This window comes from Peribacillus sp. NPDC097264 (assembly GCF_050277925.1).
Taxonomy (GTDB): Bacteria; Bacillota; Bacilli; order Bacillales; family DSM-1321; genus Peribacillus.
Genome location: NZ_JBNNSR010000001.1, coordinates 29,883 through 50,170 on the forward strand (window position 1 = coordinate 29,883; position 20,288 = coordinate 50,170).

Below are 20,288 nucleotides of genomic sequence, written 5' to 3' on the forward strand. Positions count from 1 at the left end.
TTAAGAGAGATACTATAAAAAAAATTAATGAGGGACAAGCATGCTTGAAAACGGAAAAATTACTTCCTATCAATTGGCACTGATTATTTACCCAACCATCTTTGCTACAGCCATTTTGACCGTGCCAAACATATCCCATTCATATGCGGGGCGAGATATGTGGATATCTCCGATCATTGGCTCATTGAATGGTTTTTTCACAGCTTATATCCTATACCAATTACATAAGATGTACCCGAATGAAACGATATTCGAATACAGCCGGCATATTATAGGCAAGTTTCCTTCAAAGGCCCTGACTTGTTTGTATGTTTTCTTTTTCCTTTACATGTCGGGCTTCATTTTAAGGGAGTATGCCGATTTCATCATCATTACATTTTTGCCGGAAACGCCAAGGGTCGTCATCATGGGTAGCCTGGTCTTGGTGTCTGCCTTCGCCGTTTCTGGCGGTGTATCGGTGCTGGGACGTGCTTCATCTCTTTTCATTCCCATATTCATCATCCCGATTCCATTCATTATGTTGATTCTTTTTCAGGACTACGATACGACCAGGATTTTTCCGATATTGGAAAATGGTCTAAAGCCGCCACTATTAGGCGCCGCCGTTCCACAGGCTTGGTTCAGTGAAGTCTTTATCATTGCGGTACTTCTACCATTCCTTAGGGATCGAAAGCAGGGGATGAAATGGATCATCATCTCAATCATCGCCATTATGCTGAGCCTTATTTGTTTGAATCTAACTGCCTTGTTCCTTTTCGGTGATCTCACGAGCTACTACACATTTCCCGTATTCAAGGCGATTCGCTACATCAGTTTCATGAATTTCTTTGAGCACCTTGAAGCGGCGATCATACCAGGATGGATGCTTGGGGCATACATCAAGCTCACGGTGTTCTTCTATATCCTAGTTGTGGGTACTGCTCAGTGCCTGAATCTTCCTAGCTATAAACCGCTTATTCTACCGTTAGGATTCCTGGTTACATTATTTGGTTTTTGGGAGTTTTACAACTTACAGGGTCAGACCGAGTTTACTAGAACCGTCTTTCCTTTTTTGCTTCCCTTCATGTTGACACTGCTCCCGGTCCTGCTATTAGTAATAGCTAAATTGAAAAGACGTTTATACCAAAAGAAAGAAGTGCCGAATGGCTCTTCATCCCTAACTAAAAACTAGCCTGTAGAAAGGAGTAGGCCATGTCATGATTCAATCCGAACAAGAGAAAATAAAGCAGGACTTGCCGCTATTTAAGGATCTTCCCAAAAACCTTTCCTATTTACAAGCGACTTATTCCAATTGTTACGATGTGGTTTTTCGGACCTTTTGCATTGGGGGACATACGGATGCCGCCCTCCTTTATATGGAAGGACTATCTGATACGAAACAAATTGAAAATAATGTGATGAATACGCTGATGGAAGGGTCCCTCTCATTTTCTGACATCCATGAAGCCGTGAAAGAAAGCCTTCAAGTTCTTGATACAAAAGAAATTCGTACGTTTGCCGATTGCATCACCTATCTTTCTACCGGCTACTCGATTCTCTTGGTACAAAAAATGGATTATGCCCTGGCACTGGGCCTTGTGAAAGTTGATAAGCGCCCGATTGAGGACCCCGAAGCTGAAAGTGTGGTACGTGGTCCCCGCGAAGGATTCATCGAATCCATACAAACCAACACATCTCTCATTCGCAGAAAAATCAGCTCCCCCACGCTTAAAATGGAAAAAGTAAAAGTGGGGAGTTATACAAAAACGGAGGTTGTCATTGCCTATATAGAGGGTAAGGCTGATAAACAAGTATTGGAGACATTGAAAACCAGGATCAACGAGATTGAATTGGATGGTGTTCTGGAAACAGGATATATCGAGGGATCCATCAAGGACAATCCATATTCGCCTTTTCCACAATTGCTAACAACGGAAAGACCCGATGTTGTGGCTGCCAATTTGCTGGAAGGACGTATCGTCATCCTAGTCGATGGGACACCTTTCGTTTTAATCGCCCCGGTCAGTTTCTATTCTTTTATCCAGTCACCGGAAGATTATTATTTTGGCTTTTTAATCGGTTCTTCTGTACGACTATTACGCTACCTATTTATTTTTTTCTCGGTTACCCTCCCGTCCTTGTATGTCGCCATCCTGACTTTTCACCAGGAAATGATTCCGACCACCCTGTTAATTACCATTGCCTCATCACGGGAAGCCATACCATTTCCGGCATTCGTGGAAGCAATCCTGATGGAGGTCACCTTCGAGGCTCTAAGGGAAGCAGGACTCCGGCTTCCTAAACAAATCGGTGCAGCCGTCAGCATCGTCGGGGGGCTAGTTATCGGACAGGCCGCGGTTCAAGCCGGAATCGTTTCCGCTCCGATGGTCATCGTCGTTTCTCTTACAGGGATCGCCTCCTTTTTAGTGCCTCGCTATTCGCAGGGCATCGCCTTACGATTATTACGCTTCCCCATTATCCTCCTTGCCGGGACACTGGGATTATTCGGGCTGATGCTTGGGATCATCACTATCGTCATTCATCTATGCAAGTTGACCTCCATTGGGGTACCTTACCTACCACCTTTGAAGAATGGTTCATGGCAAGACGCACTATTCCGGGCACCTTGGCAATCTTTACAGAAAAGGAGGAGATTTTTTAATGAAGACAACCACCCCAATCAGAAAAACCTTAGGATGAGAGGAAAGGACTCCAAAGCATGAATACCATTCTTTCCAAGCCAATCAAAAAAGCCATTACAGTGACCATGCTTTGCTTTTTCACTTGTACCCTATCTGGCTGTTGGGGTAGCAAAGAGCTTTCCAATATGGCCTTAGTCATGGCAGCGGGGATAGATATTACAGAAGAAGATCAAGTGCAAGTTACCATCCAGGTTTTCATTCCCCGGGCCGCCAGCAGTCAACAGCAAGGAGCCGGTCCTGGGACGGGTGGAGTCGAAAGCCTTGTCCTCGTTAAATCCGCAACAGGGGAAAATATGGCGGATGCCATGGTGAACCTGCAAAAGTTATTTTCTCGCCAGATTTTCTGGGGCCACTGTGATGCCTTTATTTTCGGAGAAAAATTTGCCCTTAAAGGCCATTTGAATGATCAGATTGATTTCATCAATCGCCATCCTCAACCCTGGGCACGTGGTGACTTATTTATCAGCAAGGGGCCGGCTTCCGAGATACTCGAATTGGTCCCCGCTCTAGAAAGTTATATGGGGGATGTTTTACAAAAATCATCGGAATTGTATATAAAAAAACCGATCACAGTCAAGGATTTCCAGCTGATGACCATCAGTGATTCCAAGGGCGGCATACTCCCCCTTCTTGAAATATCCAAGCCTGATCAACCAGAAAAGGCAACAGAGACCATTACCACGTTTTCTGGTGTCGCTATTTTCAAAGAGGATAAAATGGTAGGATCGATTAAAGAAGATGTCACGCAAGGTTTGCTATGGATCCGGAATCAAAATAAATTGGGAGCGATAACCACATCGACCCCAGATGGAAGGAAAATCTCGGTGCACCCACTTCGGCAATCGACAAAGCTGATTCCCAAGATTGAAAACGGAAAGTGGAGTGTAACGGTTGATGTGAACGTAGACGGTTTACTGGTTCAGAACGGCAGCAATCTGGATATCATGGAGGAATCTAGCTCGAAGCAGATTGAGACCTATTTACAGCATGAAATGGAACGAGATATAGAGGCTGCCATTACCGAGGTGAGGGATGGCATGGGGACGGATGCCTTCGGTATTGCTGAATCCTTTCATCAAAAGTATCCAGAAGAGTGGGAAAAGGTAAAAGACCATTGGAAGTATGTCTTCCCACAAGTCACAATAAACATGGATATCCATTTGAAAGTACAAGAACCAGGTTTGATGACGAAAACATTAGGAACGATAAAGAGAGGTGAGTAGGATTTGAAAATGGCCGCTATATTGGGAGTGACTGTCTTACTCTTCCTCCTTTTTCTTTTCAACTATCCTAAAATCGACCGCTCCCATAAAAGAGAGAAAAAAACGGTGGTCCTTTTACTGGCCATCGGATGGGTTCTGGCAATCCTTCTCATACTCTTTCCGGAAATGCCGGGACCTACACAAATATTCAACATCCTGTTTGGTCCACTAAAAAAGCTATTATAACGAAAAAGAGGGAGCCTAGGCCCCCTCTTTCTTCATTTATTATTCAGCGTCAAAAACTTCTACTTTCTCCATTTTGTCGCCATTTTTCATTGCTTTAGCCGTTTCTAGACCTGATGTTACTTTACCGAATACAGTATGAACACCGTTTAGATGCGGTTGTGGTTCATGAACGATAAAGAATTGGCTTGAGCCCGTATCTTTTCCGGCATGCGCCATGGACAAGCTGCCTGCTTCATGCTTGTGCGGGTTTCCAGCTGTTTCACATTTGATCTGTGTGCCGCTTCCGCCTGCACCTGTACCTGTTGGATCTCCACCTTGGCTTACGAAGCCAGGGATGACACGGTGAAAGACTACACCATTGTAAAAGCCTGTGTTTGCCAGGTTCTCAAAGTTAGCCACTGTGTTTGGTGCTTCATTAGGGAAAAGATCAAATTCGATTTTCTCTCCGTTTTCCATCAATATGTATCCTTTTTTAGCCATTATAAAACATCTCCTTTAAAATGAACTGAATCAGTCTTAATAGTACCATTTTTAGCAAGAGAAAGAAAAGAAAGCGCTGTGTTTTCAGATTCAATTATTATACAGCGTGCGTTTCTTCTCTTATAATAGGGAATATTCACTAAAAAAGGAGGAAAAAACAATGACCCAACAATTTGATGCCTTATTCGTAAACAAACAAGAAGATGACTTTTCCTTAACCATTCAGCAACTTTCACTCAGCGATCTTCCAGAAGGTGAAGTGCTCATCCGCGTGCATTATTCTGGCGTGAACTATAAAGACAGCCTAGCGACGATCCCTAACGGAAACATCGTTGGCCGCTATCCGATTGTCCCTGGCATCGATTTGGCAGGTGTTGTCGTTTCATCTAAGGATTCCCGTTTCAAAGAAGGAGACGAAGTGATTGCCACCTCCTACGAGATTGGCGTTTCACACTTCGGGGGCTACAGTGAGTTCGCCCGTATTCCAGCAGAGTGGGTTGTCCCGCTCCCTGAAGGCCTAACATTGAAAGAAGCCATGGTTATCGGAACTGCCGGTTTCACCGCTGCACTTTCCATCATGCGTCTAGAAGAAAATGGACTCAAGCAAGAGGACGGAAATGTTCTCGTCACAGGAGCCACTGGAGGCGTCGGCAGTTTTGCCGTCTCGATTCTTTCCAAGCTCGGCTATTCGGTAGAAGCGAGCACCGGGAAAAAATCAGAACACGCGTACATAAAGGAACTGGGTGCCACGAAGATTTTATCCCGTGAAGATGTCTATGATGGCACGCTTCGTCCACTTGGCAAGCAAAAATGGATTGGTGCCGTTGACCCGGTCGGTGGAGAAACATTGGCCTCTGTCCTGAGCCAAGTTAAATATGGTGGATCGGTGGCGGTCAGTGGATTAACCGGAGGGACAAACCTGCCTTCGACTGTCTTCCCATTCATTTTGAGAGGCGTCAGCTTGCTTGGCATCGATTCGGTGAATTGCCCTATGGATACGAGGCTGAAAGTTTGGAAACGCCTAGCAACCGACTTTAAGTTGGATCATGTAGAACAGCTCATTCAACAGGAAATTTCCTTGCAGGAACTTCCGGACGTCCTGCCTACCTTACTGAAAGGTCAAGCAAGGGGACGGACAATCGTCAAATTATAAAAAACAAAAGGTGACGTTAGCTCTGGCTCTCGTCACCTTTTAATGTGCCTTTGAATAGGGAGGATGATATCGACGGTGGTTCCTTTGCCGACCTCGCTACTAAATTTAATTTGCCCTTGATGCTCATGAATGATTTTTGTACTCACCATTAGCCCCAGGCCGGTCCCTTTTTCCGTTGTGCTATAAAAAGGCTCACCTAAATGCTTCATGCGTTCCTCTGTCATCCCACTACCCGAATCAATGAAGCGGATGACCAGGTTCCCTGGATCATATTCATCCAACTGGATATGAAGTTTCCCGCCATTTTCCATGGCTTCAATCGCATTATTCACTACATTAGTAAACACTTGCTTTAATAGATTAGGTTCACCAAACACTGTTGAATCGTCGACTTTAGTTTCCATCGTTATTTCGACATCGTTCAGATTCGCCTGAAGCTTGGCCAACGTTATGACACTATCTAAAATGGCAGGTATCCGGGTATGTTCACATGTTTGCAATTGGGGATTGGCAAGACATAAAAACTCTTTAGCCAACCGTTCGATCTTGTCCACTTCCTTCACTGACAGGTCAAGGTATTCCTGCTTGTCAGGCGTTTCACCCATTAATTGCAAAAATCCCTTGATGGCAGTTAGTGGATTCCTTATCTCATGGGCAATGCCCGCCGCCATCTGACCGACCGCAGAAAGCATATTCGTCTTGCATAATAATTCTTCTGTCTTCTTACGTTCGGTAATATCTCTACAGAAAACCTGGATGGCCGGTCGTCCCTTATAAATAATCGGAAGGGCGATGGTTTCACCATAAAATACTTCACCATTAAAGCGCCTGAACTTTTGCTCCAGTAACTCGACCGTCTTCCCCTCATCTCTCATCACTTCTATTCGCTTGCCGACCGTGTCTTGAGAATCGGGATGCACGAACTGAAAAACGGACTTCCCCATAATTTCTTCCACAGACAAGCCCAGCATTCTGGCACCTTCGGGATTCATATACTCAATGATTCCATTACGATGCACAAAGATTGCTTCAGGTGACACCTCGATCAGGTTGCGATACCGTTCTTCGCTCTCCCTCAACGCTATTTCAGCCAACTTTTGATTCGTAATGTCCCTGTATACGAACGCCAATGCCGTCGGTTCATCTTCGTTATTCCTGATCGTAAAAAGGGTGATGCTCACATCAATTAGCTGGCCATCTTTTCTTTGTCTGACCGTTTCGAAGCCCTTCTCTTGTTCCCCCGACTTGACCCTATTATGCAACTCGTCAACAGATTCCTTCAGGAAATCAGGGATGATCGGAAAAGGCTTACCAAATACCTCGTCATTCATCCAGCCAAAAAACTCCTCAAAGGCAGCATTAACTTGTAGGGTTTTACCATCTAGATCAACGATGGAAATGGCATCCGCACTTTGTTCCATGAAAGATTGAAGCTGCTTTGTGATATCATCTACTTTTTCTTCCACTTGCCCTTGTCTATCATTAATTAGCTTTTTCAACAGATTTATTCCTTTCCAATTCCGAAAATTCACTTACTCAATTTTACAGTAACAGTAAATCATTCACCAGTATTTTATAGTAGTTTTCACTATCAATGTAGTGAAAACCCAATAAAAAGAAGCTAAATCAGTCATGCAGATTTAGCTCTTCTCTTAAAATGAATTATATTTACATTCTCCAACTATCGGTTCATAGAAGCATGTAGCTTATTAAGATTGGATAGCATGTAACCACTATCATGGTATACGCACAATAATTTAACACGATATACATAAGAAAAGACGACACGTAGATGTGCCGTCTTTTCTAGTCATCAATCTTGTGGATCAAAAGCCGCTTCGAAAGCAGATGATACCTTTTCGAACTCCTCGTCCGTTTCGATATCATTTAACTCTCCTTCGCCTTCAACTCTGAAAAAGAAAATATCGATATCTTCCTCTGTATCTTCTTCAATGTCTTCTAGCAAACCTACAGCTACATATTCCGTTCCTTCAACATCCAATGTTCCCAGAACTTCAACCTCGTGCTCTTGATCACTGTCGTCAGTAAGGGTAAACACTTCACCTTCGCGAATACTTCCCATCATAATCTCTCCTCTCAAGTCCATTTAAAATGGGTTTGTTTCCATAGTATATCTACTATTCCATACAGAAACAAATTTTTGCTTTAAAAAAGGGCAATTCTTTTCCTTTTCAATAAAAAATCCAGTAAAGTGGTGGAAATCGCCAGAATTTAAATCATTCAGACTATTTTGTTTATATTGCTGTATTTTTATACCTAATCATATATACTAATATTGCTTAATAACAACAAGAAGGAGGAATCCCCTTTGACTATGAAGAAAGTCGATCATATCGGCATCGTTGTAAGAGATCTAGAAACATCCATATCCTTTTATCAAGAAGTGTTGGATTTGAAATTGAAAGCGCGTGTACCCCATACGAATGGTATCATTCAGCTTGCCTTTCTTGGGTATGACGGTTCAGATGAAACCGAAATTGAATTGATCCAAGGATATAGTGACACGTTGCCATCAGAAGCAACGATTCACCACTTTGCCATTACCGTGGATGATATCGAAGAAGAATACGCGAGGATCCAAAGCCTTGAGAATGTCGAACTGATTGATGAAGAAATCGTCACCTTGCCAAACGGCTATCGCTATTTCTACATATACGGACCAGAGAAGGAATGGATCGAGTTCTTCCAGAGATGAACACAAAAAGCAGAGCGATCAGCTTCTGCTTTTTTTAATGAGTCCAATAAATAAATAGTTATCAAGCTTCATCTACAGGTATTCGGTAATCAGGATTGCTCTGGTTCCAACCTCCGCCTTCTTCCACGGATTGATTGATACTGCTGTCCCCATCACCATCAATCCAAATTCTCTCTCCATCCTCCAATGTCCGCCAATGAGGTTCCACACCATGTTCTTGATGATTTTCTTCTATTATATATGATCCATCTGACCCATTTTCTAGTGCAAGATCCGAACCACCCAATCCGCCTTCATTCCCATTTACATCAATAACGTCCGCCATATCCAAAATGGATACCCCCAACGCACCAACGGCGACTGTTTTCCCCACATTGCGTAATCCTTCTTTCCAACGTGTTTCGTCTCCTTCCCTAAGTCCTCCGGCTACATCTCCAACATTCCCCACCGTCGCCTTAATACCTTGTCCTACTGCTTTCGCTGTATTCCCAACACCGTCCCCTAAATCCTTGAACCCTTGATCCACCTTCCCATCATCTTTCGATACTAGTCCACTTCCAAGATTCCAAACTCCCTCAGCAACATTCCCTAGTTGCTTACCTGTGAACTCCGTTGAATTCTTAACACCATCGCCAACCTCTTGGATGAACTTAGATCCCGTTAATTCTCCAACTCCCTTAATAATGCCTCCAGTCACACCGCCAACTAACCATCCCGCACCTTCACCGGCACTTTTGAGAAAACCCATATTATTAGCCCCCATATCCATTTAGTAGTTCAATATTACTACTTATTGTCATTTAATAACATACCATACTAAGAAAATACAGGGAACTAATCAAAAAAAGACCCTATTGGCCCTTTCCTTTAGAATGCATATTGATATAACCCATAATATAACGGTCCGAGTGTAATGAGTAATGTGACTCCGATGAGGATACTTTTCGCACGTCCTGATATATCTTCCATAGCGGCTTCTCCATCATCATGCTTTCCGATATAACTGAAAAGTACATCCCACAGCAAACCACCTACAAACACGAATTTCCAAATAAGAGGCGTGAATATGGCTGTATTCGTCACAAATCCAAATAGTCCGATCCACGTAATAACTGAAATGATGAAATCCACTATTAAAGAGGGGGTACGAAGGCCTTTAAGCAAAAAAGCAATCGCCACCGTTCCTAAAATCCCTAAATAAATCGTCCAAAAAATATGCATATTCCATCCTTCTTCCGGTAAGATTCTTCAATTATATGAAGTATCGGATGAAAAGGGAATACAATAACGACATTCTCTTAATCTAGTACATATATCTCATTAAACTTTTTACCTTTTTTGATTAACCCGGTAAAATTTTCGAAGAATGATAAAGGTTTTGGATTTTAACCCTAAATCATACGTCCACTTTCAAGTATTGAGGACAGATTTTATTACGGTCGTAGATAAAGATGAATAACAAATTAAGTATGAATTAAGTATGTACTAGGAAAATAGAAATGATGAAACCTACTTGAATCAACCAAGAGATTTCCACGTTAAGAAAGGAACTTCAACAGAATTATCGGGGTTTTGAATAGGAGAGTATCAAATGCTAGAAGAAGGTGATTCCGGGTGTAAATACCCAGTGATCACCTTTTTCATTCTATCTTAGATTACCAGCTTGCCTTTTTGATTCCCGCGATTTGCCCGATATGTGCAAGGTCACGGAAAACGATCCTAGACATGTTGAATTTCCGCATATATCCACGTGGTCTTCCCGTAACTCCACACCGATTGTGAATACGTGTTGGCGAAGCATCCCTTGGGAGCTTGGCCAATGCTGCATAATCTCCTTTCACTTTAAGTTCCTGTCGAACCTCTGCATACTTCTCTACTGTTTCCAGCTGTTTTTTTGCCTTTGCTATCTTTGACTTTTTTGCCACCTTAGTTATCTCCCCTTCTATAAAAATGATTATATTGTACCCGGATTACTTTGTTTCACGGTGAAGTGTGTGTTTCTTTAAGCGCGGGCAGTACTTTTTCAATTCGATTCGATCAGGATGGTTTCGCTTATTTTTCGTCGTTATATAATTCCGATCTCCCGTCTCTGTACATGCCAAGGTAATGTTTACTCTCATGTTTGTTCCCTCCTGAATGTTTTATAAATATCCTTAATCGTCATGATTACGGTTTATGATGTTTACCTTTATATAATAAAACGTAATGATTACTATTTGAAAGTTTTTTCGTAAGCTTTTTCGATTTCCCCTTGGTTCCCTACTCAACATCAAATATCTACATAAAGAAAAAGCAGGCTTCCCGACCATGTCAGGAAGCCTGCTTTTTTCTAAAAATACATCTTTAAATCTGGAATTTACGAACCACTTGCTTTAGCTCATCTGCCATAGAGGTCAATGAATGCACGGATGAATTGATTTCTTCCATCGATGCCAGTTGTTCTTCCGTTGAAGCAGCCACTTCTTCTGAATTGGCCGCATTTTCCTGTGCGTGTGCCGTTAATTTATTCGACGTTTCCGATACTTCATCTACACTGACTGAAATTTGTTGAATGGAAGCCGTGATTTCCTCGATTTTCGGAGTAATGTCTCTCGTACTTTGAAGGATCTGGGCGAATTTATTCGATGTTTCCACTGAAACCTTCACGCCCTGTTCCGCATTATCCATCACGTCTTTCATGATCGTAACAGAATTCCTTGTGTCGTCTTGCATTCCCATGATTAAATCCGTGATCAATTTAGTAGAGTTCTGGGATTGTTCAGCCAGTTTCTTCACTTCATCGGCCACCACGGCGAATCCCTTACCATGTTCGCCCGCCCTTGCCGCTTCGATTGCTGCATTTAATGCCAATAGATTCGTCTGTCCAGCAATGCCCGTGATTACATCGATAATATTCCCGATTTGATTAGAACGTTCCGATAAAGAATCGATAACCTGATTCGATTGGTTAACCGATTCATGGATGAATCTCATTTGCTTCAAGTTCTCCTCGACATAGTGGCTGCCCTCTTCTGCCTGTTTCTCGGTTTCTTTTGAAAGCTCTGACATGCTAGCCGTACTTTCGGTAATCCGTTCCACACCCTGGCTCACTTCATTCAGTGAACCGAGACTAATTTCCAGTTGCCTTGTTGAACTTTCAGAAGCCCCGGAGATTTCCTGTATCGAAAGAGCGATTGTTTCTGCTGCCAATTTCGATTGTTCAGAACTGACACTTAATTGCTCAGCCGATGATGTAACTTTATTCGTATTGGAGGAGATGGCCGTAATCGTATGATGCAGATTTTGGGTCATCTTTTCAAAAGATTGATTTAACACATAAATCTCGTCGCGGGTTCTTACCTCGATTTTTTCTATATTCAAATCTCCTTCAGCGACCCGGTTAGCCATTTTACTCAACTTCTCGATTGGTTTGGAAATAACGCTTGAAATCAATAATCCATCAGCCATCGCAAGCACGAAAGCTATCAGGCTTAGAATGATAATCTTCTTAGTTGCCGACTTTGATTTATCCTGAACCTCTTTCACCTTTTGCACCATGATGTCGTCTTTGATCCATGTATAGAATGAATTCGTTTGCTCAACCATTTTGGTACTGATGGGAACCACATTATCCCGGGCTAGGGCCTTGGCTTTTTCAGGATTGGCTCGTACCGCTTCTACAGATTTACGACTCTCCTCAATCCATTCGTCATTCGATGCTTTGATTCCATCGAGCTCTTTGGTCATTTTATCTGAGTGCGACAAATCTCTCGCTTCTTTTATTAATTCATTGATGTTTTCATTTGATTCATACATCTTCTCTTTCATATCAGGTGTTTCATATAATAGATATCCTCTTAAATACGTTACCTGACGTGCTGCATCCGTCTGGATACTTTGAGTGATTGATTGAACCTCGGAGATATTATCAAGAATATAATCATACTTCTTGTTCATATCTTTCATACTGTGATAAGAAATGAAAGCTGAAACTCCAAAAATGATGGAGACAAGAAAAAAGCTTAGTAGTAACTTATTCTTTATGGATAATTTCATTCTTTTTTACCCCTCTATTTCTTTTGTAATGGTCACGCTTATCTATCCCTTTTCATATAAAAAGCCCACAATTAAAGTGGACGGTAAATATGTTCCCAAGGAGTAATAGTTTCCTTTTCTTTTATCGGTCAAGAAAAGGAAAAATTAAATGGAACATGGTGGTAAAATAAATATTATTTGTTAAACACTATCATTTAAGAAGGCAGGGGAATGCATGTTATTAAAAAACGCAACATATTTGAATGAAGAGTATGCCATTTCAAGGGGAAATCTGTTAATACATGAAGGGAAAATCATCACAAATCCTTCTCTCTCTGAAGGGAATGCTTCTGTCGAAGAAATGGATTGTGAAGGGTATATACTAATACCTGGATTATACAATGCTCATTTTCATGGTTATTCATTAACTGCCCAGGGACTTCATAGGGATATGAAAATTGAAGAGTGGTGTAATGATAGCAAACAAGGGCACCTTCAATCCGGTTATTTTGAGAAAATCGATGCACTGACCAGAAGGGAATATGAAACGATTTGTATGAAGGCTTACGCAGATATGGTGAAGAAAGGAATCACGTTCGTCAGTGAATCAGAGCCAAGTAATTGGCCGGATGCGATTGCCGAAACCATCAACCGCATTGGAATGAAAGGTTTTGTCGATACCTATGAGAAGATTCCGGAATATCACGATCTGCAAAGTGGGCAGGTCAACTTTGGTACGCATTTGCTAGAAGAAGAGGATATCACGGATGAGAACCTTGCTCTCTGTGTTTCTAGTAAAAAGGACTTTGATTCCCTCTATACCACGCATGGGATGGAAAACCAATGGAGAAAGGACCTGATTTATTCTCAATACGGAAAGTCATCCATCGAGTTATATAAAGAGCAAGGGCTACTCGATAACAAGACGATTTTTTTCCATGGCGTTCACTTGAATGAAACGGATATCGATTTACTAGCTGAGGCAGGTTCCTCTGTCGTCCATTGTCCCGTCTCGAACCTAAGCACTGGAGCAGGTATAGCCCCCGTATCCAGCATGCTTGAAAAAGGCGTGAATGTTTGCATGGGATCTGATTATGCCAGTACCGATTTATGGGAAAATATGAAAATCGCCTATTATCTACTCAAAACGATGTCCCCGACACATCCGTTCACAGCGGAGAACATCTGGCAGATGGCAACGCAAAATGGCGCGTCCGCCTATCATCAGAACATGAGTGGAAGAATCAAGGATGGATTTCATGCAGATCTTGTCTTCATAAAAAAGAACCCCCTTATTCCAGAGGTCGATACAGACGAGTTTTCCACGACTGTGCATAATCTTTTACTTGAAACGAGCGAACCGTCCATTCATCATGTAATGGTCAACGGGGAATGGATCATGTTCAATCGCACCCTTACACACGTGGATGAGGAAGAAATGAACCGGGCATATAAAAAAATCCTGACGAAAGTCTATCATCAGGTTGTTGAATAGGTTTTTCAATGACTCAGCCCCCTTACAGGATAAGGGGGCTTGTCTCATGATTTAAACGGCCCGCTTCTCCTCGGGTTGACCTTCTCCGGCCATGCTATAATGTGCATGTTTTTCCTGAACGAAAGCAATGGCGATCGCTCCTACTACCGCAGCGATTGCAATCAAGGAAAAGTTCATTTGAGCTGGCAGGTTCATCGTTAAGAGGATGCCTACAAAAGTTGGTGCAAAAATCCCACCTAGGCGACCGAACGCCATCGATGCCCCCACGCCACTGGAGCGCATGGAAGGTGGGTAATATTGTGATACCATCGCGTTGCTTATATTCTGCACCCCGACCGACGATGCACCGATGAAACCAATCAATATATAGGCAAGCACCGCATTTTGTGTAAGACCGATGCTTGCAAGGGCAATGGCTCCACATACATACAGGGGAATCATGACTTTTTTGAAACCTAGTTTATCCGTAAGCGGACCGAACGCAATCGTTCCGACGATCGCACCGACATTCATCATCGCAACAAATAGCAAACTAGAACTTAAACTATACCCTGCCTGGATCATCAATTTCGGCAGCCACGTGTTCATCGAGTATATCAGGACAAAGCAGCTGAAACAGGAAATCCAAAACATGATTGTACTGAACCCTCGTTTTTTCTCAAATAATTTCACAATGGTTGAACCTTGTTCAGGTGCTTCCGTTCTTTCGAGTCTTGTCTCCCCATTCAAACTTAACTCTGGATTGACTTTCTTAAGAATCTGCTTTACTTCCTCGTTTTTCCCTTTTTCCAATAGGAAGACCGCCGACTCTGGAATCGCTTTAGCTATAAAGGGTAGGATCAATAGCGGCAAACCCGCAATCCAGAAAATCGGCCTCCATCCAAATTCCGGGAGTATGGCACGGCTGGCTAGGGCGGCTGCAATCGCTCCGACTGAATACCCACAGAATACAAAGGAAATCATCGCACTCCGAATCTTTTTCGGTGCGTACTCCGTTGTCAGGGCAATCACGTTCGGCATCACGCCTCCCAGTCCGATTCCTGAAATGACACGAAAAACGGTGAACAAGACTGGTCCACCAGCCACCCCGGATAAAGCAGTAAAAAGACTGAAGAGAGCCGTACAAAATAAGATGATTTTCTTACGTCCAACCTTATCGGCCAAGTAGCCAAAAAAGACCGCTCCGACAACCGTACCCATTACCGTATAACTGCCGATTGCTCCCGCTGTCACCGATGATATGGACCACTCCTCAATCAATGAAGGAACGATTGAACCATAGATGACCACATCATAACCGTCGACCAGGATAATGAAAAAACCCCAAAAAATTAATAGTAAGTGAAACAGGTTAAAACGACTTTTATCTATCGTTTCACCAGCATGGACTGTCCTCAATCCTACACCTTCTTCCCTCTATTTAGTACGTTGAAGCACAAAAGCAAAAGAACAGACAGATGCGTATGACACGCACCTTTAATCAATTAGTATCAAAGTCGACCACAATTAAATCTTCAAGTCCAATCTCTTCTAAATAGGCAAGAATCGCTTGATGCGATGGATGCGGCAAGTATGCTTCAAGTGCCGTCCTGTCCTCAAATCTGGCAGTCATGCCTATCTCGTACCCTTGACTGCGCCCCGCAAAATTCCTTCCTTGCTGGATATCCAGTAAACCTGGTATAACATCTTTTAGAGCCAGAGTCCTAGAAATCAATTCATCCACTTGATCATCTGTTACATCATCACTTAACTTAACCAAAACAATATGTTCAACCATTCTGCTCACCCTTATCTGCTATTTAAAACATGACGGTCAAAACCGGCAATTTGTTTGTATTTATTGGCAATATCCTCTAGTTCCTGTTGTGATATGACATCATGTAAATGATCGAATCCCTCTGGAGCCCGGTCCTCGACAATCTGCATGACCTCTTCCGGTCCATTCTGACGATTGGCCAGCACGATGGCCGCCGTCTTCTCAAGACGTGATTCTTCATAAGCACATAAAGCCGCTTCTGCATGTAATCCACTTAAAATGGCTTCCCCTAACGCATCCGCATCCAGTATCGCCTGGGAAGCTCCATTGGAACCAATTGGGTACATCGGATGTGCGGCATCACCAAGCAACGTGACTCTGCCAAAGGACCAGCGTGGAAGAGGATCGCGATCGACCATTGGGAATTCGAAAACGGACTCCGTTTCCTCTATTAATTTAGGTACATTCAACCATCCAAAATCCCAATCGGCGAAAGCTTGGGCAAAGACTTCCTTCTCTACTTTCCGATTCCAATCACTTCGGGAAGGCGCCTCCCCTTCAATCGTCAACTCCGCAATCCAGTTCATAAGCGAACGACCACTCTCTGCCAAAGGATCGACAGGATAAGCAACGAATTTCTGGTCTTGATAGCCAGCCATGATCATTGTCTTCTCGGTTAAAAAAGATGACGATTCTGTGATGCCACGCCATAAAATCCGGCCGCTGAATTTAGGGTCACCTTCATTCGGATAATAGAATTTTCGAACTGTGGAATGGATGCCATCTGCTGCAATCATGATGTCTGCTTTATATGCCCCTAGATTTTCCCCTGTTTTTTTATTCACAAATTGAGCTTCCACGCAATCATCGAACAGTTGGAATGAAGATAGATGGTGACCGGTTATGACCGAGTCTTCCCCCAACTCTTCCTTGACCGCTTTTAGTAGCAGCATCAGCAGACTTCCACGATGGATGGAATATTGCGGCCACCGATATCCTGCATTCAGCCCCCTCGGTTCCTGCCAAATTTGTTGACCGTATTTATTGAAAAAACTCAACTCGGCCGTAGGCAGTCCAATCTTCTGAAGTTCTTCCCCTAATCCAAGCTCCGTAAGGACCCGTACAGCATGTGGAAGAAGATTGATGCCCACTCCCAATGCTTTTATCGTTTGTACACTTTCAAAAACTTGCACTGATACACCAACGCGGTGAAGTTTAAGGGCAGTAACAAGCCCGCCGATGCCCCCACCAGCAATAATTGCCGTATTCACTTTTGACACAGAAACCCCTCCAAATGACCTGATAAGTTATTCAAATATTTTAATTATTCTAATTATGTCACAAAACTCCAGTTTAGCAATATAAATTCTGGGATTATGCAATAAAATTTCATAGGATCATAAGGAAGTGTTACCTGTAAATCTGCTTCTACGCATAAAAAAGCTGATTGCGCATGCAATCAGCTTTCCTATTATTTATAAAATACTTTATCAATGTTGTATTTAGCATGAAGTGTATTGATGATGTACGTTTCATAGATTTCACGTTCCATCGCATCTTCTACGATGATAACCTCAATTTTTTTCACTTCATTACGATGTTCTTTAATCGGTGAAACATTATCCTCGAAATGCTTTTTGACTCTTTGTCTTAATTTACGTGCCTTTCCGACAAAGATCAACTCGTCCTTCTCATTATAAAACATGATGATGCCGCCCTTATCACGGGGAATCAAATGGAAATCAATGAATCCGAAGATTTCCGGGATGATGGCTTCATCGCCCTCAATCACTTGTTTTCTTTGTTTAATGCTGATAGCCGCTGCTGGGATTTTAATATTAATCATCAAAAGTCACGTCCTCTATTTGTATATGTATGTGAGTGCTGGAAATAGTCATATGGATAAATCACACTATGTTCTAGTGGAATATAATGGGCTTGTTCAAGCTCTTTCCAACACTTGCTCTACCATGTCCTTAAAAGTAGATGGTATCATAATTTTGGCGGAAAAGCCATGGCATGAACATAGCGGTTCAGTAAAAGGCAATGGACCCTTGTATTTTTATAAGGAAGGAAAAGAAGAAGACCCGTTACGAGTCTCCTTCTCCATGATCAGAAATATCCGTTACCACCTGTGGGCCTTCGCATTGCTTCTTAGTATAATGTTCGTTTGCGATACTTCCGTATGGCCATTTACTTGAGACTTCGAACGCTTAGGTCTTGTCCAATTATGGTGAAACTTTTGAGAATGTGGATCTAATTGATCTTTATAACTCATGTTGTATCACCTCATCGTAAAAGATTGGGATATTTCTTTTCAAAGTAATAGGAGGTTCCTATCACAGTTTTAGTATGGATTGGGGACGAGTAAACATACATTACTTCTTAAAAAGAAAATTCTACCTTTTTCCCTTTCGAAAGCACTTTCCCTTCACCATTTACGGCATCACTGGTCAGAACCGAAATCCTCCTCACATCTTCCTTTTTGAGGATGAACCCGATATTCCCTTGCTTTGAGCCCTTCGCTTTTATATGCCCATTCAAATTCTCCAGGTAAATATCATCTTCCCAAGTCAAATGTTCTCCACCATCCGTCTCAAGAAAAGCGACCGGGGAAATCTTGGCGTCCGCATTGGTAGGATTATGGACTTTCACATTCATTTTCACGATATCGAATGCGTGTTCATGGGTGTAACCATGAAAGAAGTCAATCATGCTATAATCCGGAACCACATGCATCACCTTGATATCCTTCATTTCTACCGTGATTGGCCCGACCTTCACGGTTTCATTTATCGGCTTATATTCTTTTACTGTCAATTCGCCTCGTGAATCGGAAACCTGTTGGCCGACTTGTTTCAAATCACGATCATCCGGTAACTGGGGGTTAGGAACATAGACATCCTTCTTCACCAATGGTTCTTCCTTTTCCTCTGTCTTTTCTATTACGTTTGGTTTTTCATCAAAAGCTGGCTGCGTATTAAGTGCACCAAATGTGGTTAATAAAAAGGCACCAAAAAGTAGTTTGTTCACCGAATCCCTCCCAGCGTTTTATTTTCCTTTATTTAATAAGTCGAAGATGATCGTGGCATGATCCGTGTTATCGACCTGTCCGGCAAAACGGTCCTTGTAGGGCCCGAATGCATAGACGGGCACATCTTCCCCCGTATGTCCCCCGGTAGTCCAAGCCGTATTGGACCTGTTATCAAAAATGGCTTCGATTGCATTATCAATCGTCGTAACATGTTTACTTGTTGTAGCATCCTTGACGGATTGGATTTCCTCGTTCGTAAGCTTCACTTTCTTTTGATCAATATACCTTTTCAAGGTTTTTTCAACATCCTCACCCTTTACGATGGCATCCGCCATGAAGTCAGGTGTCCGTTTGGCAGCCTTAATCGGCTCACCGGACCAATTATAGACTCCCTTCGCTCCGATTGAGAACCCTCCCGTGGAATGGTCAGCCGTAGCGACAACTAAGGTATGTTTATCTTTTTTCGCGAACTCGATGGCTGCCTTGTAGGCTTTTTCAAAATCCTCCATTTCACTCATCGCCCCGACAATGTCGTTATCATGGCCAGCCCAATCAATTTGACTTCCTTCCACCATCAAGAAGAATCCATCTTTATCTTTATTCAGGCGTTGAATCGCCGAGTCCGTCATCTCTTCCAAAGAAGGCGTTTCATTGGTGCGGTCAATCATTTTAGGCAAACCTCCTGAAGCGAACAACCCAAGCACCTGTTTATTTTTATCCTTTAAGAGCTGCTTTTTATCGGTAACATAACTATATCCATCTTTTTTGAACGCTTTTGTCAAATCGACATCCGGCCGGACAAAATTCGATTGGCCTCCACCCAAAAGGACATCGATTTTATGTTGACCGTCTATTAGGTCCCGGTAATAATCATCAGCAATTCCATTCATGTTTTTCCTATTTTCGTCATGTGCACCGAATGATGCTGGGGTGGCGTGGGTAATTTCCGATGTGGCGACAAGACCGGTTGATTTCCCGCTTTCCTTAGCCGCTTCCAATACCGTTTTCACTTCTGTCTTATCGTTATCGACTGCGATTGCTGCGTTATACGTTTTCACCCCGGCTGACATCGCGGTTGCTGCAGAAGCGGAATCCGTGATATTTTGTGTCGGATCTTCTGGGTATGTCATCTGCTGACCCACCAAGTATGGATCGAATGCCGTCCTTTCAGCCACCGTCGTAGAAGGTCTATCTTTTAAATACCGATAGGCGGATGTATAAGAGACACCCATTCCGTCCCCTATCATGAAAATGACGTTTCTAATCTCCGGTTCTTTCTTAGGCTTTCCTTTTGCCAGGACATCGTTGTTTGTGACCGACCATGTAAGACTTCCAAGAGCTAATGCGGAAATGATGGCAACAGGCAAAATCTTTTTACTGAATGAACGTTTCAAGAAAACGACCTCCTACTGATTTAATGGATGATTCAGTTAAAATATACCGCATGAAGATGAACCTACTGTGAAGGGAGTGTAAATATATGGGGGGGTTATGTAAATGAATAGTAAAGA

Annotated in this window: 22 protein-coding genes; 7 read left to right on the forward strand and 15 right to left on the reverse strand. The window is 42.7% G+C overall.

Annotated features, from left to right (window positions below; genetic code table 11):
• The first annotated feature begins 40 nt into the window (after positions 1-40).
• Genes ACQKL0_RS00150 through ACQKL0_RS00165 form a run of 4 tightly spaced genes read left to right on the forward strand, consistent with a single transcriptional unit; the run spans position 41 to position 4,129 of the window.
• Positions 41-1,171 carry a GerAB/ArcD/ProY family transporter gene (locus ACQKL0_RS00150; protein WP_402871263.1) on the forward strand — a complete coding sequence of 377 codons (1,131 nt, stop codon included), beginning with the start codon at positions 41-43 and terminating at the stop codon, positions 1,169-1,171.
• 25 nt (positions 1,172-1,196) lie between these two features.
• Positions 1,197-2,702: a spore germination protein gene (locus tag ACQKL0_RS00155; protein ID WP_427685641.1), complete on the forward strand. Its 1,506-nt coding sequence runs from the start codon at positions 1,197-1,199 to the stop codon at positions 2,700-2,702.
• Positions 2,699-3,904: a Ger(x)C family spore germination protein gene (locus ACQKL0_RS00160; RefSeq protein ID WP_427685643.1), complete on the forward strand. Its 1,206-nt coding sequence runs from the start codon at positions 2,699-2,701 to the stop codon at positions 3,902-3,904. The genes ACQKL0_RS00155 and ACQKL0_RS00160 overlap by 4 nt, the downstream gene beginning before the upstream one ends.
• A gap of 9 nt (positions 3,905-3,913) precedes the next feature.
• Positions 3,914-4,129 (forward strand): hypothetical protein, encoded by a 216-nt coding sequence (locus ACQKL0_RS00165; RefSeq protein WP_402871350.1) that lies wholly within the window; start codon positions 3,914-3,916, stop codon positions 4,127-4,129.
• A 39-nt stretch (positions 4,130-4,168) separates the two neighbouring features.
• Here ACQKL0_RS00165 and ACQKL0_RS00170 read toward each other — a convergent pair whose 3' ends face one another.
• A complete protein-coding gene (locus ACQKL0_RS00170) occupies positions 4,169-4,609 on the reverse strand; it encodes a peptidylprolyl isomerase (protein ID WP_251540275.1) in 441 nt (146 codons plus the stop codon).
• A gap of 160 nt (positions 4,610-4,769) precedes the next feature.
• Between ACQKL0_RS00170 and ACQKL0_RS00175 the strand changes: the two genes are divergently transcribed.
• Entirely contained in the window at positions 4,770-5,762 is a 993-nt protein-coding gene (locus ACQKL0_RS00175; protein WP_402871253.1) for an NADPH:quinone oxidoreductase family protein, read from the forward strand.
• A gap of 32 nt (positions 5,763-5,794) precedes the next feature.
• Here ACQKL0_RS00175 and ACQKL0_RS00180 read toward each other — a convergent pair whose 3' ends face one another.
• Together ACQKL0_RS00180 and ACQKL0_RS00185 are read right to left on the reverse strand one after the other, a co-directional pair.
• Positions 5,795-7,261, reverse strand: coding sequence for a PAS domain-containing sensor histidine kinase (locus ACQKL0_RS00180; protein ID WP_402871251.1), 1,467 nt, complete (start codon positions 7,259-7,261; stop codon positions 5,795-5,797).
• A gap of 314 nt (positions 7,262-7,575) precedes the next feature.
• On the reverse strand, positions 7,576-7,845 hold the full coding sequence (locus ACQKL0_RS00185; protein WP_402871248.1) for a DUF1292 domain-containing protein: 270 nt from the start codon (positions 7,843-7,845) through the stop codon (positions 7,576-7,578).
• 252 nt (positions 7,846-8,097) lie between these two features.
• Between ACQKL0_RS00185 and ACQKL0_RS00190 the strand changes: the two genes are divergently transcribed.
• Entirely contained in the window at positions 8,098-8,478 is a 381-nt protein-coding gene (locus ACQKL0_RS00190; protein WP_402955105.1) for a VOC family protein, read from the forward strand.
• Between the two features lie 61 nt (positions 8,479-8,539).
• On the opposite strand, the gene ACQKL0_RS00195 is transcribed toward ACQKL0_RS00190, so the two are convergent.
• The 5 genes from ACQKL0_RS00195 to ACQKL0_RS00215 form a co-directional block, all read right to left on the reverse strand.
• Positions 8,540-9,226 carry a hypothetical protein gene (locus ACQKL0_RS00195; RefSeq protein WP_427685645.1) on the reverse strand — a complete coding sequence of 229 codons (687 nt, stop codon included), beginning with the start codon at positions 9,224-9,226 and terminating at the stop codon, positions 8,540-8,542.
• A 119-nt stretch (positions 9,227-9,345) separates the two neighbouring features.
• On the reverse strand, positions 9,346-9,699 hold the full coding sequence (locus tag ACQKL0_RS00200) for a hypothetical protein (RefSeq protein WP_427685647.1): 354 nt from the start codon (positions 9,697-9,699) through the stop codon (positions 9,346-9,348).
• A gap of 434 nt (positions 9,700-10,133) precedes the next feature.
• On the reverse strand, positions 10,134-10,403 hold the full coding sequence (rpsN, locus tag ACQKL0_RS00205; protein ID WP_402871237.1) for a 30S ribosomal protein S14: 270 nt from the start codon (positions 10,401-10,403) through the stop codon (positions 10,134-10,136).
• A 45-nt stretch (positions 10,404-10,448) separates the two neighbouring features.
• Entirely contained in the window at positions 10,449-10,598 is a 150-nt protein-coding gene (gene rpmG / locus ACQKL0_RS00210) for a 50S ribosomal protein L33 (protein ID WP_402871234.1), read from the reverse strand.
• A gap of 223 nt (positions 10,599-10,821) precedes the next feature.
• Positions 10,822-12,513, reverse strand: coding sequence for a methyl-accepting chemotaxis protein (locus ACQKL0_RS00215; protein ID WP_427685649.1), 1,692 nt, complete (start codon positions 12,511-12,513; stop codon positions 10,822-10,824).
• Between the two features lie 214 nt (positions 12,514-12,727).
• Here ACQKL0_RS00215 and ACQKL0_RS00220 point away from each other — a divergent pair, with 214 nt between their 5' ends.
• Positions 12,728-13,987, forward strand: coding sequence for an amidohydrolase family protein (locus tag ACQKL0_RS00220; RefSeq protein WP_427685651.1), 1,260 nt, complete (start codon positions 12,728-12,730; stop codon positions 13,985-13,987).
• 51 nt (positions 13,988-14,038) lie between these two features.
• Here the strand turns inward: ACQKL0_RS00220 and ACQKL0_RS00225 are convergent, their stop codons facing one another.
• The 7 genes from ACQKL0_RS00225 to ACQKL0_RS00255 all read right to left on the reverse strand — a co-directional run bounded on the left by ACQKL0_RS00225 (position 14,039) and on the right by ACQKL0_RS00255 (position 20,171).
• Positions 14,039-15,385: an MFS transporter gene (locus ACQKL0_RS00225; protein WP_427651791.1), complete on the reverse strand. Its 1,347-nt coding sequence runs from the start codon at positions 15,383-15,385 to the stop codon at positions 14,039-14,041.
• An 82-nt stretch (positions 15,386-15,467) separates the two neighbouring features.
• Positions 15,468-15,764: a Dabb family protein gene (locus tag ACQKL0_RS00230; RefSeq protein WP_402871224.1), complete on the reverse strand. Its 297-nt coding sequence runs from the start codon at positions 15,762-15,764 to the stop codon at positions 15,468-15,470.
• Positions 15,765-15,775: 11 nt separating this feature from the next.
• Positions 15,776-17,023 carry a flavin-dependent oxidoreductase gene (locus ACQKL0_RS00235; protein WP_427685653.1) on the reverse strand — a complete coding sequence of 416 codons (1,248 nt, stop codon included), beginning with the start codon at positions 17,021-17,023 and terminating at the stop codon, positions 15,776-15,778.
• A 191-nt stretch (positions 17,024-17,214) separates the two neighbouring features.
• On the reverse strand, positions 17,215-17,589 hold the full coding sequence (locus tag ACQKL0_RS00240) for a nucleotide excision repair endonuclease (RefSeq protein ID WP_427685655.1): 375 nt from the start codon (positions 17,587-17,589) through the stop codon (positions 17,215-17,217).
• A 279-nt stretch (positions 17,590-17,868) separates the two neighbouring features.
• Positions 17,869-18,021 carry a YpzG family protein gene (locus ACQKL0_RS00245; protein ID WP_402871217.1) on the reverse strand — a complete coding sequence of 51 codons (153 nt, stop codon included), beginning with the start codon at positions 18,019-18,021 and terminating at the stop codon, positions 17,869-17,871.
• A gap of 107 nt (positions 18,022-18,128) precedes the next feature.
• A complete protein-coding gene (locus ACQKL0_RS00250; RefSeq protein WP_427685657.1) occupies positions 18,129-18,776 on the reverse strand; it encodes a DUF4352 domain-containing protein in 648 nt (215 codons plus the stop codon).
• An 18-nt stretch (positions 18,777-18,794) separates the two neighbouring features.
• Entirely contained in the window at positions 18,795-20,171 is a 1,377-nt protein-coding gene (locus ACQKL0_RS00255; protein ID WP_427685659.1) for an alkaline phosphatase, read from the reverse strand.
• Positions 20,172-20,288: the final 117 nt, after the last annotated feature.

Bases quoted from the DNA above. Each gene is read 5' to 3' on its own strand.
- ACQKL0_RS00165 (WP_402871350.1), top strand. From the start codon at position 3,914: ATGGCCGCTATATTGGGAGTGACTGTCTTACTCTTCCTCCTTTTTCTT.
- ACQKL0_RS00240 (WP_427685655.1), bottom strand. From the start codon at position 17,589: ATGATTAATATTAAAATCCCAGCAGCGGCTATCAGCATTAAACAAAGA.
- ACQKL0_RS00200 (WP_427685647.1), bottom strand. From the start codon at position 9,699: ATGCATATTTTTTGGACGATTTATTTAGGGATTTTAGGAACGGTGGCG.
- rpmG (WP_402871234.1), bottom strand. From the start codon at position 10,598: ATGAGAGTAAACATTACCTTGGCATGTACAGAGACGGGAGATCGGAAT.
- ACQKL0_RS00160 (WP_427685643.1), top strand. From the start codon at position 2,699: ATGAATACCATTCTTTCCAAGCCAATCAAAAAAGCCATTACAGTGACC.
- ACQKL0_RS00245 (WP_402871217.1), bottom strand. From the start codon at position 18,021: ATGAGTTATAAAGATCAATTAGATCCACATTCTCAAAAGTTTCACCAT.
- ACQKL0_RS00155 (WP_427685641.1), top strand. From the start codon at position 1,197: ATGATTCAATCCGAACAAGAGAAAATAAAGCAGGACTTGCCGCTATTT.
- ACQKL0_RS00175 (WP_402871253.1), top strand. From the start codon at position 4,770: ATGACCCAACAATTTGATGCCTTATTCGTAAACAAACAAGAAGATGAC.
- ACQKL0_RS00215 (WP_427685649.1), bottom strand. From the start codon at position 12,513: ATGAAATTATCCATAAAGAATAAGTTACTACTAAGCTTTTTTCTTGTC.
- ACQKL0_RS00220 (WP_427685651.1), top strand. From the start codon at position 12,728: ATGTTATTAAAAAACGCAACATATTTGAATGAAGAGTATGCCATTTCA.
- ACQKL0_RS00170 (WP_251540275.1), bottom strand. From the start codon at position 4,609: ATGGCTAAAAAAGGATACATATTGATGGAAAACGGAGAGAAAATCGAA.
- ACQKL0_RS00230 (WP_402871224.1), bottom strand. From the start codon at position 15,764: ATGGTTGAACATATTGTTTTGGTTAAGTTAAGTGATGATGTAACAGAT.
- ACQKL0_RS00190 (WP_402955105.1), top strand. From the start codon at position 8,098: ATGAAGAAAGTCGATCATATCGGCATCGTTGTAAGAGATCTAGAAACA.
- ACQKL0_RS00195 (WP_427685645.1), bottom strand. From the start codon at position 9,226: ATGGGTTTTCTCAAAAGTGCCGGTGAAGGTGCGGGATGGTTAGTTGGC.
- ACQKL0_RS00150 (WP_402871263.1), top strand. From the start codon at position 41: ATGCTTGAAAACGGAAAAATTACTTCCTATCAATTGGCACTGATTATT.
- ACQKL0_RS00185 (WP_402871248.1), bottom strand. From the start codon at position 7,845: ATGGGAAGTATTCGCGAAGGTGAAGTGTTTACCCTTACTGACGACAGT.